Origin of the sequence: Ktedonobacter sp. SOSP1-85, from assembly GCF_016587415.1 — a bacterium.
Taxonomy (GTDB): Bacteria; Chloroflexota; Ktedonobacteria; order Ktedonobacterales; family Ktedonobacteraceae; genus Ktedonobacter.
Genome location: NZ_BNJI01000001.1, coordinates 684162 through 700785 on the forward strand (window position 1 = coordinate 684162; position 16624 = coordinate 700785).

At 56.1% G+C, this 16624-nt stretch carries 12 protein-coding genes; 3 read left to right on the forward strand and 9 right to left on the reverse strand.

The genetic code is table 11. The features are described 5' to 3' along the window. Positions 1-34 precede the first annotated feature (34 nt). The 3 genes from KTE_RS03210 to KTE_RS03220 are packed head-to-tail and all read right to left on the reverse strand — an operon-like array spanning position 35 to position 6113. On the reverse strand, positions 35-1243 hold the full coding sequence (locus tag KTE_RS03210; protein ID WP_201378445.1) for a PQQ-like beta-propeller repeat protein: 1209 nt from the start codon (positions 1241-1243) through the stop codon (positions 35-37). 15 nt (positions 1244-1258) lie between these two features. Beyond that, on the reverse strand, positions 1259-3640 hold the full coding sequence (locus KTE_RS03215) for a DUF2298 domain-containing protein (protein ID WP_201378447.1): 2382 nt from the start codon (positions 3638-3640) through the stop codon (positions 1259-1261). A gap of 31 nt (positions 3641-3671) precedes the next feature. After that, positions 3672-6113, reverse strand: coding sequence for a cation-translocating P-type ATPase (locus KTE_RS03220; RefSeq protein WP_201378449.1), 2442 nt, complete (start codon positions 6111-6113; stop codon positions 3672-3674). A gap of 277 nt (positions 6114-6390) precedes the next feature. On the opposite strand from KTE_RS03220, the gene KTE_RS03225 reads away from it, so the two are divergent. The 3 genes from KTE_RS03225 to KTE_RS03235 all read left to right on the forward strand — a co-directional run bounded on the left by KTE_RS03225 (position 6391) and on the right by KTE_RS03235 (position 9523). Further along, entirely contained in the window at positions 6391-6843 is a 453-nt protein-coding gene (locus KTE_RS03225) for a metalloregulator ArsR/SmtB family transcription factor (protein WP_201372123.1), read from the forward strand. Between the two features lie 401 nt (positions 6844-7244). Next, positions 7245-8549, forward strand: coding sequence for a sugar MFS transporter (locus tag KTE_RS03230; RefSeq protein ID WP_201378451.1), 1305 nt, complete (start codon positions 7245-7247; stop codon positions 8547-8549). A gap of 176 nt (positions 8550-8725) precedes the next feature. After that, positions 8726-9523: an AraC family transcriptional regulator gene (locus KTE_RS03235; protein ID WP_201378453.1), complete on the forward strand. Its 798-nt coding sequence runs from the start codon at positions 8726-8728 to the stop codon at positions 9521-9523. Positions 9524-9640: 117 nt separating this feature from the next. Here KTE_RS03235 and KTE_RS03240 read toward each other — a convergent pair whose 3' ends face one another. From KTE_RS03240 to KTE_RS03265, 6 genes are all read right to left on the reverse strand, one after another. Further along, positions 9641-11098, reverse strand: coding sequence for an RtcB family protein (locus tag KTE_RS03240; RefSeq protein ID WP_305068539.1), 1458 nt, complete (start codon positions 11096-11098; stop codon positions 9641-9643). Positions 11099-11305: 207 nt separating this feature from the next. Beyond that, on the reverse strand, positions 11306-12325 hold the full coding sequence (locus tag KTE_RS03245; RefSeq protein WP_201378455.1) for an RNA ligase (ATP): 1020 nt from the start codon (positions 12323-12325) through the stop codon (positions 11306-11308). Positions 12326-12466: 141 nt separating this feature from the next. Further along, entirely contained in the window at positions 12467-12676 is a 210-nt protein-coding gene (locus KTE_RS03250; RefSeq protein WP_007904593.1) for a hypothetical protein, read from the reverse strand. A 517-nt stretch (positions 12677-13193) separates the two neighbouring features. Next, positions 13194-13628, reverse strand: coding sequence for an archease (locus tag KTE_RS03255; protein ID WP_201378458.1), 435 nt, complete (start codon positions 13626-13628; stop codon positions 13194-13196). Positions 13629-13881: 253 nt separating this feature from the next. Continuing rightward, the gene (locus KTE_RS03260) at positions 13882-15249 is read right to left on the reverse strand and encodes a cystathionine beta-synthase (protein WP_236600267.1); all 1368 of its coding nucleotides are present in this window, start codon (positions 15247-15249) and stop codon (positions 13882-13884) included. Between the two features lie 917 nt (positions 15250-16166). Next, a complete protein-coding gene (locus tag KTE_RS03265; protein ID WP_201378462.1) occupies positions 16167-16544 on the reverse strand; it encodes a hypothetical protein in 378 nt (125 codons plus the stop codon). Positions 16545-16624 lie beyond the last annotated feature (80 nt).

Below are 16624 nucleotides of genomic sequence, written 5' to 3' on the forward strand. Positions count from 1 at the left end.
CTAAATCTGAAAAAACGATTGTCAGGACTCAAGCTCACGCCACCACGACAATGGCGGTATACTGCGCGCCTCCACGCGAACGCGCACTCAGGAGGAGCTTTCCCTGCGTATCAAGCACATCAATGCCGTTCTCTCGATCTACATATATCTTGCCGTGCTGTACGCTTACTGAGTCTATCGCGACCCTGGTCTGGGGTGTGTACACCCAGTTGATATGTCCAGTCTCTGTAGCGAGGGAGAACACGCTATACGCTCGCGGTGTTCCTGTTTCGTCAGGCGCAACATTACCGGTGGCATACACCTGAGCGCCCTCTACCTGAGGGGCCTTCCCTGCGAAACCTATATCCCCGCTCTGCCAGAGCAGTTTCCCATCACTTGCGGCGTAGGCCGTGATCCCTTTGCCCATCGCGCCAGCATAGACAACGCTACCAGCTACGCTGACATCGCGCACCTCGCCTGCCTGCCCTACCTGCCACTTAACCCTTCCCGTACTGGCATCAAACGCGTAGAGCGTGCTCGTCTCTTTGTCCGGAACAATACTGAAGAGCGTATCCTCTGCTCGGTGAGGTTGGGTCAAAGGCTGCGCGCCCTGCACCTGTGCCTGCCAGCGTAGGGCACCCGCGGGCAGGCTATAGGCCGCGAGCGTTCCGCTACCAGCGACGTATAGCATATCTCCATCAAGGGTGAACTCGCGGATACCTCGGGTTATGATAGTCCGCGCCAGGCTCCCATCGCTAAGGCGCAACGCATAGATGGCGTTCTCTCCCGCTACATACAGTTCGTCGCCTCGAGTCACTGCTCTGCTAGTACGTGTGATGTCCAGTTGCCCAGCGACATCACTCTGCCAGCGCAGCGCGCCCGTGCTCGCTTCCAGGGCATAGACGCCTTCCGTACGTGTTTCGACAAAGACTGTGTTATGGCTGACGCTGACAATGCTATCGGCCTGCGTGAGTTGTGTGTCAGGTTGCTTCATCAGGTCAAGCTGATAAAGCCAGCGTACCCGGCCCGTGGTGGGATCTATGCGCATGACCAACCCACCATTCTCCAGGTAGATTCCGGGTGGCGTTGGCTGATCGAGTGTGGCTGGACTGGCATGCGAGGCTTGAAAAAAGGCCTCGGGATCTTGTTGTACCCTGAGCAGAACCACCAGCGCGAGCACGCTCAATATAAGCGTGCCTACAGTTAAGCTGGTGGCAAGCAATGCAAAGAGCGTCCGCGCACGCTCCGATCTGAACCTGGGCATGACTATAACTACTCCCTACCTGACCTTGTAGATGGTGACGCCATCGGCCTGATAGGCGATATCCATGAAGCTGCTAAAGCGCTGGAGGTCGCTGGGGGCATAGGCCTCGCGCTCCATCTCACCCACATAGAGATAGGTGACCTGGTAGTGCTTGAGCAGGGACTGCACCTGGGCATTATCGCTACTGGTGTAGATAGTCTTAATATCTGTCTGCCGCTGCTGGAAGTCCTCCGCATTCACCGGATTACGCAGCCAGTTGACGCGCCACTGGTACTCGTGTCCAACCCAACCCATCAGGGTGGGCAGACCCGTCAATGCGGAGACGCGAGCGAACTTAGAGTAGTCATCGCCCAGCGCCTCGACGATGACTGGCGTGCCGCTTACATGCGCGTTAAGCCAGTGAATAGCCTCATAATCCCCTTTATCGCCTGGTGAGGAGGTTTTCAGATACTCCATGCCATCCAGGTTGAGAGTATGTTGCAGATACAGTGCGCCCGTAAGAGGCTTGCTCTGGACATAGCGCGCGTATGGAGCCACAAGCGGATAGGCCATGGCCATGACCACCAGCACCACTAGTCCAAGATACCAGACTCCCTGCGCGCTACTCTTGAGCCAGGCTGGCTGCCGCACATGCTTAGACCAGTACGCCAGCGTCTCGCGAATATAAAAGAGACCCGTGCCCGAAGCCAGCGCCAGCAAGCCCCAGGACTGAAAGTAGAACTTGAAGACACTGTTCATACGTGGATAGGAGTCCGCGAATACATCACGCAAGAAGACCACTTCGCACCCGGCGATCAGCAACAGGGCCAGCGCCCCCAGCCAGAGCGCAAACATATGCCCCAGGTCATCGCTCACTTTAAAGGCCAGGTAGATCGCAAGCGCCGTCAGCGCCAGGGAGATCAAAAACGTCCGCCACTCCGGCGTGATGATTGCGGCAATGATCCCCAGTACAACAACCGCGCCCAGCACAATCCAGGCGGGGTTCCAATCCGCTGCCACGACGCCTTCTGCTCGGGCCTCGCGCGCCGAGCGTAGGCGAGCGCCAATGAGCCGGTAGTAGCCGCAGATGAGTAATGAGAGGAAGATAAAAGCCTGCAAGCCAAAGATAAGCACTTCATCCCATAGTGGCGAGCGTTGTCCAGGTGACACGATGCCAATCCCCTGCGAGGGCGAGATAAAGCCCATATAAAAAGGCAGGAAGAGCAAGAAGGAGAGCGCGACCAGCGTGCCCGCAGCGGCGAAGATGTCCAGGAGCAACAGCCACCGCCAGCGATGCTCATAGACTCGCCACTGCTGCCAGGCGATACAGATAATGACCAGGCCCATATAGGTTGGATAATCCCAGCCATTCATAACAAACAGGCTGCCTACTACCAGCGCAGTCACGCCAATGGTCGCGATACGCGCGATCCCCTGCCCAAAGAGATCCAGGCCCTTCCCCGCTGGCGCGAGCAAGAGCGAGAAAGCCAGGCCAATGGCCATAAAGGTAAAGGAGTACGTGAGGACGTGGGCATGGAAGTCATCAAGTAGATAGCTAAAGGCCGGAAACTCGTTGATGGTCTTGCCAATGACGCGTGAGGGCGAGAACCAGTCATAGACGCGCCCAGCATGCGAGTCAAACCACCACTGCACAAAGGCCGCCAGGTTGCCCAGGACCAGGCCCGACGCGACGCTTGCTCCACCATAGAGGATAGCCTGGCTTAAGGGATAGACTTGCTCGCTCTGCTCTCCGCCGTCCGCGACCAGGGCCGCATCTCTCCTGGCGCGCAATCCCTTTGACCAGGCGACGATATTACTGGCAACGCCAAAAAGGTTCGCGGCACAGACGCCAAATAAGAGGCAGAAACCCGTATTAAAGGCGACCGCTGGCACCTGTCCTAGCAATTTGGCCAGCGTGGCGACTATAAAATGCCCATAGTAGTAGTAGTTGATGCTTGAACCCGAGTACCACATATCGCTCGGCGGCAGGTGCTCGCTGCGCATAATCGATGCCAGGAAGCCCCCATCCATAAACATCTCATATGAACGGATATCCGGCCCATAGCCGCGAATCCACCCCAACCCCAGGACCATGCCGATAAAAACGACCTCGCTCGCCACGACATACGGCCACTGCGTCTTCACAAACCGACCAATCTCTCCCCGCATCTTAAGCAGTCCGGGGATACTGCATATCGTCAGTACCAGCACTTCAACTATAAGAAACATCTGGGTATAGGGGAGAGCGCGCACGACCATGAGGGGGAACCAGGCACAGAACGTCAGGAGGGCGATGGCCAGGCCCTTGCTAAAGGCCCAGCCACGATCTGGGAGATGGCGAAATACGCTGAACGTGAGGGGTAGGCAGAACAGGCCCAGCACCTCCGCCAGCACGATCATTGCAAGCAGGTCTATCATATTTTCTCTTTCGCGTGCTTACTTCTAGCTATTACTTGCTCTTCTCAAAGCGTAATAAGCGCATGCTGTATGCAATGACGAGCAGCGCGGCCCCGGTGTCGGCAAAGATGGCGAGCCAGAGATTGGTTACCCCTAACAGGGTTAAAAGCAGGAAAAGCGCTTTGATGAAGAGAGAGAATACAATATTGGTCTGGATGGTTCGTAACGCCGCGCGACTGAGCCTGATCACAAACGGGAGCTGCGCCAGGTCATCTTTCATCAGCGCAACGTCCGCCGTCTCGATCGCGGTATCGCTGCCTGCGGCACCCATGGCGATACCCACACTCGAAAGCGCGATAGCTGGAGCATCATTTATTCCATCTCCAAGCATAGCCACTGACGTATGCGCCGTCAAGAGTTTTTTGATCTCTCTTACTTTTTGGTCAGGAAGCAAGCCAGCATACACCTGGTCAACACCTGTATGCTGCGCCACGGCCTTTGCCGTCTGCTCATTATCCCCGGTCAGCATGACTATCTGCTCAACACCTGCTTGCTTAAGCTGAGCGATAGCCTGCGCTGCCTCGGGGCGTACCTGGTCCGCGACGGCGATAAGGCCCAGTGGCTCCTCATTGCGTCCCACAATTAAAATCGTTTTCCCTGCTCGCTGAAGGGTCTCGATGCTCTTGAGGGTATGTGTGTCACACGCGGGAAAGAGCTTCGCGCTCCCCACGAGCACGGTATCCGCGCCTATTGTGGCCTGCGCGCCCCGGCCCGGCAAGGCCAGGAAGTTCTCTGGCTCGTTCCACGCTAGCCGACGCCGCTCGGCCTCCCGGAGAATAGCTCGCGCCAGGGGATGCTCCGAACGACTCTCCACCCCTGCCGCCAGGCTCAATAGTTCATCTTCCGTGAGCGTTCCTAGCGGCAAAACATCCATGACAACAGGCCGCCCCTGGGTGAGGGTTCCCGTCTTGTCAAAGGCCAGCACCTTGACACGCGCCAGCGCCTCCAGGTACGCTCCGCCCTTGATTAAGACACCACTCCGTGAGGCACGCCCAATCGCGGCTACAATCGAGACCGGTGTTGAGATCACCAGCGCACATGGGCAGGCAATGACGAGCAGCACCAGCGCCTTGTAGATCCACGTCGTCCATACTCCGTGGAACGCCAGCGGCGGAACGATGGCGACCAGCAAAGCTAAGACCATGATCGTGGGCGTATAGATCTGGGCGAAGCGATCGACAAAACGCTGTACAGGCGCGCGTGATCCCTGCGCCTCTTGCACCAGGGCAATGATCTTTGCCAGCATAGAGTCCTGGGCACGCTTGCTGGCCTGCACTTCGATAAAGCCATGCTCATTCAGTGTTCCAGCAAAGACTTCGTCGCCAACCTGCTTCTCAACCGGGATGCTCTCACCAGTGATGGGTGCCTGGTTGACAGTTGTGGTGCCGCTCAAGATCTTGCCATCGGCGGCGATACGCTCGCCAGGACGTACCAGGACGATATCTCCGGCGCGTAGCGCGTCTACGAGAACCTGGCGCTCTTCGCCTTCGACCTTGATGCGCGCGCTCTTGGGTGAGAGAGCCACCAGGCTGCGCAGTGAGTCGCGCACCCGTTCCATGGTAAAGCCTTCCAGGAACTCGCCCAGAGCGAAGAGAACAACTACCGCGGCTCCCTCCGACCACTGACCCAGCGCGACCGCACCCACAACGGCAATCGTCATCAGGAGGTTAATACCTAGTGTGCGCCCACGCACCAGGGCAAAAAAACCGCTCAAGGCCACGCGATACCCACCAACACAGATGGCGAGCGCATAAAACAGGGCCGACAACCAGCCCACGCCAGGAATATGGCTCAACAGAAAGGCTATGCCCCATAGGAGCGCTGCCACAAGGGTCGGCAGCCAGGCCCGAGCACTCTGCCAGTACTGCTGGAGCGCATTCTGCCTGGCAACAGGGACCTCTTCTGCATGCGCATACTCATCCGCGTGTTCGTCACCACACGAGCCACAGCCACAGCTTGCGCCAGCCTCCTGCTTTTCGGCAACCTGTTCATTCAGCACTGATACTTGCAAAGGGGAGACGACGCTATAGCCCAGTTCCCGCACCCGCTTCACCAGCCTGGCGTGACTCACACCTCTCGCTTCATAGCCAACCGCCATCTTTGAGGTCGCGAAGTTGACGCTGACGTGTACCAGCCCCTGCATCCTACGCAGCCCCTTCTCCAGGGTGGCCGCGCAATCGGCGCAATCGAGTCCGCTCAGGATGAGCGTTTCATGGCGCAGCCTCTGCTCCAACGACGTTTGCGTCTGCGCGATCAGGCGCTCGACATCGAAGGCTGGATCAGGTAGATCCTCATAGGTCACTACAAGCAAGTTACCCTTCCCCTCATCCACCGCCTTAATGCCCTCGGCCTTGAGCAACTCCTGCTGTAAACAGGACCCACACGCATTCCCATTATTGGGAGCGAGTTTTAAGGTTGTGGTGTGCAACGCCATACGTCTTCCCCTTTTTCTTACGGATTACGAAACATGCTTTATGCGCTCAACAAGGTCGCAGCCCTCTTATCTCACACACTCCCCTGCACGCGACTCCCTGTCAATTAAACAATTTAGCATTTACTAAATTGTACTCAAAAAAATGCTTCTTCGCAAGCACCTATCAGCTCTATCCTCCACTTGTGGGAGCCAAAAAGTAAGGCTATAATGCATAGAGGAACTCCAGTTAAAATACCAATTGTGCATACATCAGGTTCTTTATCCGGGGAGGAAAGTCATGCAGTCCCATTTGGCAAAGCAGAAATCAGGCGACGAGCGCTGCCAGATTCCAGGTGCTAACCGTGAGCGGGTAGAAAGTGGGCGCGCCAACCTCTTCTCCGATGATACCGCTATTGAGGTGGCTGAGATCTTTCGCGCGCTTGGCGACTCCAGCCGCATTAAGATTGTCTATAGCCTGCTCAAACAGGAGCTATGCACCTGTGACCTCGCCGCCATTATCGGTAGCTCAGAGTCCTCCGTCTCTCAGCATCTACGCATCCTGCGCCAGCTCCGCCTAGTCAAAAACCAGCGCCGGGGCAAACAGGTCTTCTATAGTCTCGACGACGCCCATATCCGCACCCTCCTGGTCGTCTGCTTAAGCCATGTGCATGACGCGGATCAACATCACGAGGAATTGGGCAGAATGCTCGAACTTTTCACGGTCGAGCAAGATACCCCGACAAAACTCTAGTATAAATCTATTCACCCCCAAAAAAGTACTGAATTTTCTCACCGCCCAGCGTGCAGTCTAGCAGCCGCTATTCAAGTATGTTACTCTCTCGTCGATGGTAAACAACAACGAGGTAACAACACAAAGACACGTTCCTGATTCCACATCAAACATTCTATCTGAGGCATAGCCAGCTTTTTATCTTCGCGCTTATCTACGGTAGATAGCCTCCTCTTGGTGGTTCCAGAATCGATAATGCCATCAGTCAGAGACAGATAGAATTCAACAAGTCGTAGCCCTGAGCATTAACGTCTTCGCAGGATACATAAATACTACGACCACAATTTGTTCAAAAGCACGTCGTTAGAAGAAGAAAACTTTCGTCCCAATTGAAATTGTAACTGAAGGATTTTGTTACGCATATGTCACTTGGAACCATACGCCACAATCCAACCGTTCTTTTTGCCATTTGTTGTCTGGCCTATATCGCCAGTGGTCTGCTGGGCGTGCTCCCCAGTGCAGGACTGACTCTGCTAGCCCAACATACCCATGTCGCGCTTGGTACCGCCGGGTTGGCCTTTACCGGCAGCGCCTTTGGCTCCATTATCGCGGTTCTGCTCAGTAGTCTCTTTATCAAAAAAATTGGCGCCAAGCCCGTGATTATGCTTGGCCTGGCTGGTCTGACCATCGCCAGCCTGATTATTCCTACGACGCCTATCTTCACATTCTGGCTGGCTGCTCAGGTTCTCCAGGGCATGAGTGGTAGCTTTATTAGCATTGGCCTCTCAATTACGATGACGCTGAACTTTCGCCAGAACCTGGGCGAAAAGCTCAACATGCTCTATAGCTTCGCAGGTGTTGGCTCTCTGCTGGCCCCGCTCCTGCTCTCATTTACGATGTCGCTCACTGGTAGTCTGCTGGTCTCCTTTGTTATTGTGGCCCTGGTCAGCCTTACCTGTCTGCTTGCGTTCAATATGCTGCGCTTCGTCTCGAAGGAGGCTCCTGCGACTACAAGCGCTGGCGGCAACGTCCAGGTTTCGGAGAAAGCCAGCATGTCACGCATCTTTAAGCATACGTTACTCTGGTTTATGGCGCTGCAAATCTGTTTCTATGTGGGCGCGGAAGCTGGCTTTAGCAACTGGCTGGTGACCTCAATTAGTCAGAGCGCGAATGTAGCTGTGGCGGTGGCGACACCTGCCGCGACCTTCTTCTGGATTGGTATGGCCCTTGGTCGTGTTATCGTCGCGCAGCTGATTAAGCGTGGCCTGATCTCTGATGTGCGCCTGCTCTATGCCTGCATTCTCGGTGGCGGCCTGAGTGGCATCCTGGTCACAGCCTCGCTAAACCTGCCCTACATCTGCTTTATCGGCAGTCTGCTTGAGGGCATCTGTATCGGACCCATCTTCCCGAGTCTACAATCGATGGCGACACGCCGTTTCTCGCACTCGCCAACGCTCGTTTCGAGCATGGTTCTGATGAGCGCGGGCCTGGCGGGTATGACGATTCCGCTCTCAATCGGGATGCTGATCCCCTTCCTGGGTACACGTGGTGGAATGATTATCCCAGCTCTGCTCTGCCTCTGTGTAGCGGTTCCTTTTAGCCTGGCTAATCGCAGCGAGCGCCAGGTAGTGGTCCATCGCCGCGGCAACGTGCAGGTGGAACCCGTCTCAACGCCCATGCATGAGGTGGCTACACGCGAGCTGCCAGCCATTCCGGCCTTCGCGTAATAAACATAACAAAAAGGAGCACGGTCCTGGACAGGACCGTGCTCCTTTGACAATTCTTTCTTCACAAGATTGACATTCACCACTCTTGACAGTTTACCCACCTCCACGCAAAATAGAGAGAGCTAGAATTGACCAGAAGGTGTCTGTAATGCACATCATCCAGGATATCTATGACTATGGAACACCCGCTCCTCTGGCCCACCGACGCTAATGTGGGCACCATTCACTACCCACCTGGTAGTCACTTCGGTCCCCGCTATCAGCCATGTCTACAACTCGTTTTTCTCCATACTGGTCGTATGACAGTCTGGATCGACAATGTCGCGCACCAGGCAGAGGCCAATACCGTTTTCCTGCTCTTCCCCGGACACCAGGAGCGCTTTGCCTTTGCCGAAAGCGAGGAGACGCATCACTCCTGGCTACACCTGGATGTTCCTGAACTCTCCCCTGAGCTACACACCCGCCTCCTGGCCCTCCCGCGCCCTCTGCCGTTAACGCCCCTGATGCAACAGCTTATTCATACCGCGCTCACACTTCAGCCTGCACGCCTCTCCACAACAAGCGAACTCCTGCAATCCCTGGGCACACAGATGCTCTGGCTCTACATCGGTGAGGGAGAACTCCACGTGCAACACAACCTGGCTCCCACTCACGCCACCATCGAGCAGGCCCGTGTCTACGTCTATGAGCACCTGCATGAACCACTGACATTGGAACAGGTCGCCCAGGCAGTCTCGATTAGCCCCTCATACCTTATCCGCCTCTTCCAGGCCCAACTTCAGACGACACCTATGGCCTATCTCTGGCAGCTCCGCGTGACACACGGCATCTCGCTTCTCCAGCAGACCGGCCTCTCCGTCCAGGCCATCGCCGACCAATACGGCTTCCAGACCCGCCACCACTTCTCGCGCCGCGTGCGCCAGGAACTCGGCTACGGCCCCCAGGAGGTCCGCCGCCGCTCCTGGCTAAGGTAAATAAAAAGAAAGAGCGAGGTAGGAAGGGGTCCGACGCTACTAAAGTACGCGTCTACATATAACGCGCATATGTAGACGCGTACTTTAGTAGCGTCGGACCCGCAGCGCCCGGCCTGCTTACCCCTTCACAACAATGATTGGCTTCAAGCGTACAACAAGCTTCGCCAGGCCGGCGTTGTGGACAACGTTGACGACTTGCTGTGCATCCTTATAAGCAGTGGGAGCTTCCTCCGCCAGCAGGTTCTTGCTATGAACGCGGACGGTGATGCCCTTCGCTTCAAGCTGCGACAAGAGATCCTTGCCGGAGATGGACTTTTTGGCCGCGGTACGGCTCTGGCGGCGACCCGCACCATGGCAGCATGAGCCGAAGCTCTGTTCCATCGAGCCTTGCGCGCCAACCAGGACGAATGAGTAACGTCCCATGTCGCCTGGGATGAGCACCGGCTGCCCCACAGCACGATACTTCTCTGGCATGGCGGGGTGCCCTGGAGGGAAGGCTCGCGTCGCCCCCTTGCGGTGAACGCAAACGCGCTTCTTCTCGCCGTCGATCTCGTACTCCTCCATTTTGGCGATGTTATGGCACACGTCGTAGACCATCGGCAGGTCCTTAGCCCGCGCCTTGCGTCCAAAGACGCTGGAGAAGGCCTCACGTACACCATGCATCAGCAACTGCCGGTTGGCCCAGGCGAAGTTCGCCGCGCAGGCCATGGCGCCGAGATAGTCCTGCCCCTCCTGGGAATGGATAGGCATACACGCCAGTTGTCTGTCCGCCAGGTGATAGCCGTACGCCTTCTGCTTCGCCTCGGCGATTTTGATATAATCCTCTGCGATCTGGTGCCCAAAGCCCCGGCTCCCGCAGTGGATGGTGGTGACAACCTGGCCCAGTTGCCCGATGCCCAGAGCCTCAGCGGCCTCCTGGTCATAGATATGGTCTACGTATTGTACCTCGGCGAAATGGTTCCCCGAACCCAGGCTCCCAAGCTGGCCAATGCCACGCTCCAGGGCCTTGCGGCTCACGGCCTCAGGCCTGGCCCCCTTCAAGCAGCCATTCTCTTCGGTGACCTCCAGGTCCTCCTCGACACCATATCCCTCTTCAACGGCCCAGGCCGAGCCACGCTTCATGACCTCGCGCATCTCGCGCTCGGTCAGGCGCCGCATGCCATAGCCACCCACGCCCGAGGGCAGGGTATTGAAGAGAGCGTCCGCGAGCCTATCTGCCTTGCCCTTGATCTGGTCGCGCACAAGGTCAGTCGCGAGCAGGCGCACGCCACAGTTGATGTCAAAGCCAATCCCACCTGGGGAGACGACACCGTGCTCGGCATCGGTCGCGGCAACCCCGCCCACGGGGAAGCCATAGCCCCAGTGAATGTCAGGCATACCCAGCGAATGCCCGACGATACCTGGAAGCGTGGCTACGTTGGCCACCTGTGTCAGGGCGTTGTCGGACAATATCTGCTGAATTAGCTCATCGTCGGCATATACAATGCCCGGCACGTTCATCGCGTCATTGTACCGCTTGGGTATCTGCCAGCGGTTAGAATCGATCCGTTCCAATGGGATATTCGCATTGCCCATGTCTCTGTTCCCCTCAATTTATCTGTTACATCAACGCATTAGGAGGAAAGGATTTTGTGGGAGCTGGTTTTTATTCCGCTCACTCACCTCCATTCGGGGCGCAGCGGCACTTTCGCACCTAGCCTAAACGGCTCAAGTGAGCGGAAAGGAAGCCCCACACCTCGGCAGGAGGGAGACCCTCCTGCCCCTCCCCTCCATCGCGCTGCGTTACTTATCAGTGTAATCAGTCTTTGAGCCAAAGAGGTATGAGTCGCTGACATACTTCAGGATGACGCGCCCGGTCTTGGGCGAGGTACGCTCTTGTATCGGGCGCACGACGACGCCTTCTCGGATATGCGCGTTCTCAGCCAGCAGAGTTGACCCCTCGCTCAAACGCTTGATCTCGTCCAGGCTAAACGGTATGCTGGCCATGACGGGCACGGTCTCAATGCCATAGCGCTCACAATACGCCAGGAACTCAGGCCAATCCAGGTAAGCACCATCCACGAGCAAATCAAAGGCGCGAAAGCCGATGCGCCCATTGCTCAAGCCATAGGCAAAGGATTGGATGCGGCTCCCATAGACCTCGCCAAAGAGGATGACCTGCCGGTGCTCCTGGCCCAGGTCTTCAACCAGCCTCCGCACTGACTCTAGCGTCAGGGGAAACCAGTAGGTGCTCACCACGAACCTATCGTCATCTGGCCGCTTGCGCCGCAGGGCCTTGGAGCCAGCCATCAACTCGCCCTCAATCATGCCCACGCGCGAAGAGGTGCCATGAATCTTCTCGCTGACCAGGACCGTTTCGCCCTCAGTAAAGATGTCTGGAAAATTCCGCATGTTCTCAATCTCGGTATACTCCCAGAAGAGTGAGTGGTCTACCTCAGCATCTCCGGCGCTGGAGCGTAAAGGTGGCTCATACTTCTTCACGCCGTAAAAATCAGCAACGTTCTGCCCCGGCTCCCAGGCTGCATCCTCGGGCTTCACGATCAGGCCAAAGGATGGCTCACCACGCAGCTTCGCGCATCTGATACGCTGCTTGCTAAGGTATTTCGTCACGCCAAAGCGCTCCGATAACTCCAGTGGCAGCACAGTATCCGGTGGGAAGTACACAATTTTGTCGCCTACCGTGTACTGCCCCTTGGGAACCACAATCTGCCACCCGAGCACCTGCGCCAGTTCCAGCGCGTCAGCATTGCTATGTGGCCCAATCTTATCAATGGTCGCCACTGGCACAATCAAACTACTCATTGGCTGGCTCCTTCCTAATCAATCCATCTGGCATCCTGTAGGGTTCAGGCTGGCATGGACTTACTCCCGCCCAAGCACAATGCAACCTGTACACTCAAGTCCATGCCAGCCTGAACCCTACAATTCCGTGATTTGAGGCGCTTACTCCGCGCGTCCACCCCGCTTCAACATCGAGCGTCCAATACGCGTGTAGACATACGTTGGGCGCCTCGTCAGGCGTATTGTCTCGCCAGTCACCGGGGCGGAAACGGTCACGGCGCGGCGGAGCTGGGGCTGCTCATTACCAATGTCCCACCGCCTGGTCACATACGACCCGGTAGTCCTGGTTCTCGTCTTTACATTCTGCATCATCTTTGCCGTTCCTCCGGAACTGTAACAACACATTAAGCCTTGCATCATCAACTCGCTTACAGAGCCAATTCTGCTTTATCTAGAAGCAAGCGTCTATGAGATTTCTCACACTCGCTCGCTTACTAAATCCATATCACTTGCCCTCTTTATAATCTCATCTATAAAAAGGCAAACAATACAACCTTACAACAGTACAAAAACAGCACCTGTCATATGGCCGAACTCGCGCATCATAAATGGCACATTTACGGATCTGCTGGGGATACCCCTCTCTCTCGGTAGGGACCCGCTTCAGCGCGTCCAAAGGCGATTAATCGCCCATAGGCGTAGCCCAAAACGTTCCTGGGGAGCTACTTCGCTTGATGGGTTTGCCTATTCCTCAGCAAAAAACCGGCTTGCGCCGCACTGCCATAAATGGCATTCGGACGCGCTAAAGCCCCCATTCGGGGACACGGCTGGTCCCTACCCAAAAGTGCGGGAGATGAACTGGAAGATGGGCGAGCGACTCCGCGAATCCCTAAATGTCGAAAATGATCCTTGCCTGGTAAGAGCCACTGACCTCATCACGGGTGATGGCGGCCTCGTGCCAGGTGACGGCCTTGATCGCGCTTGCCAGTTCATGACGTTGGGCATCATATGCCTCACCCGTCACTCGGGCTTTTAAACGCGTCTCGCTCAAATCCAGGATCTCGACATCGCGTACGAGGAGAAACTGCGTATCAAACAGGAAGATCAGTTCATCGAGCCAGCCGATCAATAATGAGATGTGATCATGGGCTTCGACTGTGACTTCCCGCGTTGTCGCTGGCTTTATCTGCTCCGGTGCGACCATCAGACTCTCCATACCCTGTGCGGCATGAGAAAAGAGTTCTGGTAGATCCCGACCATAGGCATGTAGCCCGACATCCGCAGTATGCTCAAACACTTCATAGGGGCGCGCAAAGTTCTTCACAAGCGCCAACCTTTCCAGGACAGTCTCAGACAGGGGATATATGCAGAGGCAAAGCTATTACTGCGATACATATGACTGCCCTCCTTTTCCTATGAAGTATTAGTAGTAGATGCTTTAATAGTACCCACGACATTGTGATTTGTCAATACATTTTGCCACCAAATTGAAGAAATCCAATAAAAATCAAGCAAGAACGAAAAGCAAATGGACCGATCACCCGCGGGTGATCGGTCCATTTGCTTTTCGTTCTTTTTTATCTAGCGTGAGCCCAGAATTCAAGCAGGTCGCTTTTGGTAACGATGCCCTCAAGCAGGCCATTGTGAACGACGGCGACTGCCGAGTGCCCCATGTTGAAGAGCGTATAGGCCTCGCGGGCCTCAGAGACCGCGTCCAGTACGGGGAAGGCTGGTCCTTGCAACTGGCCGACCGTGGTCGATTCCAGGGGCTCTCCACTCGCCAGGCGACGTAGCAGCAGGTCTTCGGTCAGGCTGCCCACCATCTTGCCACCCTCCATGACGGGCGTCTGGCTGATACCATAGCGCCGCAGCAACTCAACGGCATCGGCGACCGAGTCGTTGGGAGTGATACTGACCACCAGGGGCATGCTCTGTGAGTGCGAGCGGCGATACGCTAGCACATCCTGCATGACTGGCTGCTCACTCTCGGCCTGGACCAGCAAGTTGTTCTCGCGCATCCAGGTATCGTTAAACTGCTTGGTCAGGTAGCCGCGACCCGTGTCGGGGAGCAACACAACCAGCACATCCTGAGGAGTAAGACGCTTGGCATAGGTCATAGCCGCTGCCAGGGCCGTGCCCCCCGAGCCACCAACCAGAATACCCTCCTCGCGTGCCAGGCGCCTGGCCCAGTAGAACGAGGTACGATCATCAACACGAATCACGTCGTCGACAACAGCGGTATCATAGTTGCGCGGGAACATGTCCATGCCGATACCCTCGACCTTGTAGGGCTTGGGGGTATCACCCGAGTAGACCGAGCCTGGAGGATCCGCGCCAATGATTTTGATCTGTGGATTCTGCTCTTTGAGATAGCGGCTGGTCCCAGAAATAGTTCCACCTGTGCCGATGCCCGCGACGAAAGCCGTGATCTTGCCCGCCGTATCGCGCCAAATCTCTGGGCCCGTGGAGCTATAGTGCGCCGCCGGATTGGCCGGATTCGAATACTGGTCGGGGCAGCACGCGCCCGGAATCTCCTTCGCCAGGCGATAGGCGACATTTTTGTAGTACTCCGGCGAGTCATGGGTAACGCTGCTCGGGCAGATCACAACCTCCGCGCCATACGCGCGCAACAGGCTCCGCTTCTCCTCGCTGGCCTTGTCGGTCATGACGAAGATGCAGTGATAGCCTTTGATCGCCGCCGCGATTGCCAGGCCATGCCCGGTGTTACCGCTCGTTGGCTCGACAATTGTCCCACCTGGACGCAGCAGGCCCTGCTGCTCGCAGTACTCGATCATCGCCGGGCCAATGCGATCCTTCACGCTCCCACCCGGATTAAAAAACTCCACCTTCGCCAGCACCATCGGCGGCACATCGCTTGCGATGCGCTTCAACTGCACCAGCGGCGTATTCCCGATCCCCTCTAATAGCGAATCGTAATAACGCATATTCCCCTCCCTCAAGGGAGCCTTATCCTTATTGGTTTCTATCATTTCGACCTCGTCGATGTACAAATGACGACACAGCGAAACGCGGACGACACGAGGACATGGCGGGATAAAGCGCGTGAGATCAACGTTGATGCCACTTCGAGGCCCCGCAGCTTAGCCAACCCTGGCCCTTACAATCTCCCTGTGTCAGCGTCAAAACAAGCATACAGATGTAATGTCGTTAAAGCTGATAAGACATTACAGCATATGTGACACTCCGCCAGGGGCTAAAGCCCCACGGATTCTTTCGCCTCTCCTCTGTACGCGAGTGGCAGAGAAATGGAGCAGAACTCCGACTCGTTGCCTCTCGTAGTGGAGGAGGAAAAGCTGAGAGGACGCATCCATCCATGCGTGTTCTCTCTTGCGCGGTGCCATGCGCGGTGCTGCTCTCATGCCTTACGAAAAGGGAGAGATGGCCCACAACTCCCGTTTTTGGCCTCCTGGAGAGAAGCATCACCCGCCTCTTTCGAGACTCAATCCTGGGGAACGTACCCACCAGGGCGGAGGCTTTTCCTGTGCTACTATTTGACAGACGCTACACTTCCTAAAGCCGTGGAGTGGACCCGTGCCTTCGAGCGTCAAACTAGCCGATATATTGGTGAACACAGTATAACACAAACTTTCCCGCGACTACACCACACCTCTCTACCTCTAAGCGCCCTCTCACTCCCATAGGCGCCCGATTTATCGCGCGCCAGGCGATTTATCGCAGTGACACATAATTGCAGTTATTTCACCATAACGATATAACATCTCGTGACAAACACCGCCTCGCCATGGGACTGGTCGCACACGGTATCACTGCGATAAATCGCCTGGCGCGCCGTAAACCACCATTCGGGGGCGCGGCGGGGCGCCTATATGTGGGTTGCCCTCTACCCCTGGACCTGCGGCGGCAATTCCTGTCCTTCTGATACATATGGCTCTACAGGCTGCTGCTCACGTTCCTTTGTGCTCCGGTCCAGGTCCTGCCCCTCGTATCCATCATCGTAGCCCGCCAGCGGCTGCTCGTCCCAGGCCGACTCCTTCGGCTGGGGCATGCTGGACCCTCTACCCGGCCCTTTCTGCAAGCGCTCCAATTCCAACCGCAAGCGCAGCTCTTCGTTCTTCTTCTCCTGCATCTTCAACTGCTGCTCGAAAGAAGCTTTGAATATCCCTCGCACAATGCTCGTAATCGACCCGCCGAAAATAAACAAAAAAATCATAATTAGCCAGATATTATCAAAAAATGTTTTTGCCAGTTCGTTCATCATAGTTCTCTTCCTCTCAGCAGAAACAATACCAATAAAGCCCTCTCTTAAAGAACGCGCTCTGACTCTTCTTTTAAAATACA

Coding starts and splice junctions, on each gene's coding strand:
- KTE_RS03240 (WP_305068539.1), bottom strand. CDS start 11,098: ATGGGCAATGCGAATATCCCATTGGAACGGATCGATTCTAACCGCTGG.
- KTE_RS03225 (WP_201372123.1), top strand. CDS start 6,391: ATGCAGTCCCATTTGGCAAAGCAGAAATCAGGCGACGAGCGCTGCCAG.
- KTE_RS03245 (WP_201378455.1), bottom strand. CDS start 12,325: ATGAGTAGTTTGATTGTGCCAGTGGCGACCATTGATAAGATTGGGCCA.
- KTE_RS03265 (WP_201378462.1), bottom strand. CDS start 16,544: ATGATGAACGAACTGGCAAAAACATTTTTTGATAATATCTGGCTAATT.
- KTE_RS03260 (WP_236600267.1), bottom strand. CDS start 15,249: ATGCGTTATTACGATTCGCTATTAGAGGGGATCGGGAATACGCCGCTG.
- KTE_RS03220 (WP_201378449.1), bottom strand. CDS start 6,113: ATGGCGTTGCACACCACAACCTTAAAACTCGCTCCCAATAATGGGAAT.
- KTE_RS03230 (WP_201378451.1), top strand. CDS start 7,245: ATGTCACTTGGAACCATACGCCACAATCCAACCGTTCTTTTTGCCATT.
- KTE_RS03235 (WP_201378453.1), top strand. CDS start 8,726: ATGGAACACCCGCTCCTCTGGCCCACCGACGCTAATGTGGGCACCATT.
- KTE_RS03210 (WP_201378445.1), bottom strand. CDS start 1,243: ATGCCCAGGTTCAGATCGGAGCGTGCGCGGACGCTCTTTGCATTGCTT.
- KTE_RS03215 (WP_201378447.1), bottom strand. CDS start 3,640: ATGATAGACCTGCTTGCAATGATCGTGCTGGCGGAGGTGCTGGGCCTG.
- KTE_RS03250 (WP_007904593.1), bottom strand. CDS start 12,676: ATGATGCAGAATGTAAAGACGAGAACCAGGACTACCGGGTCGTATGTG.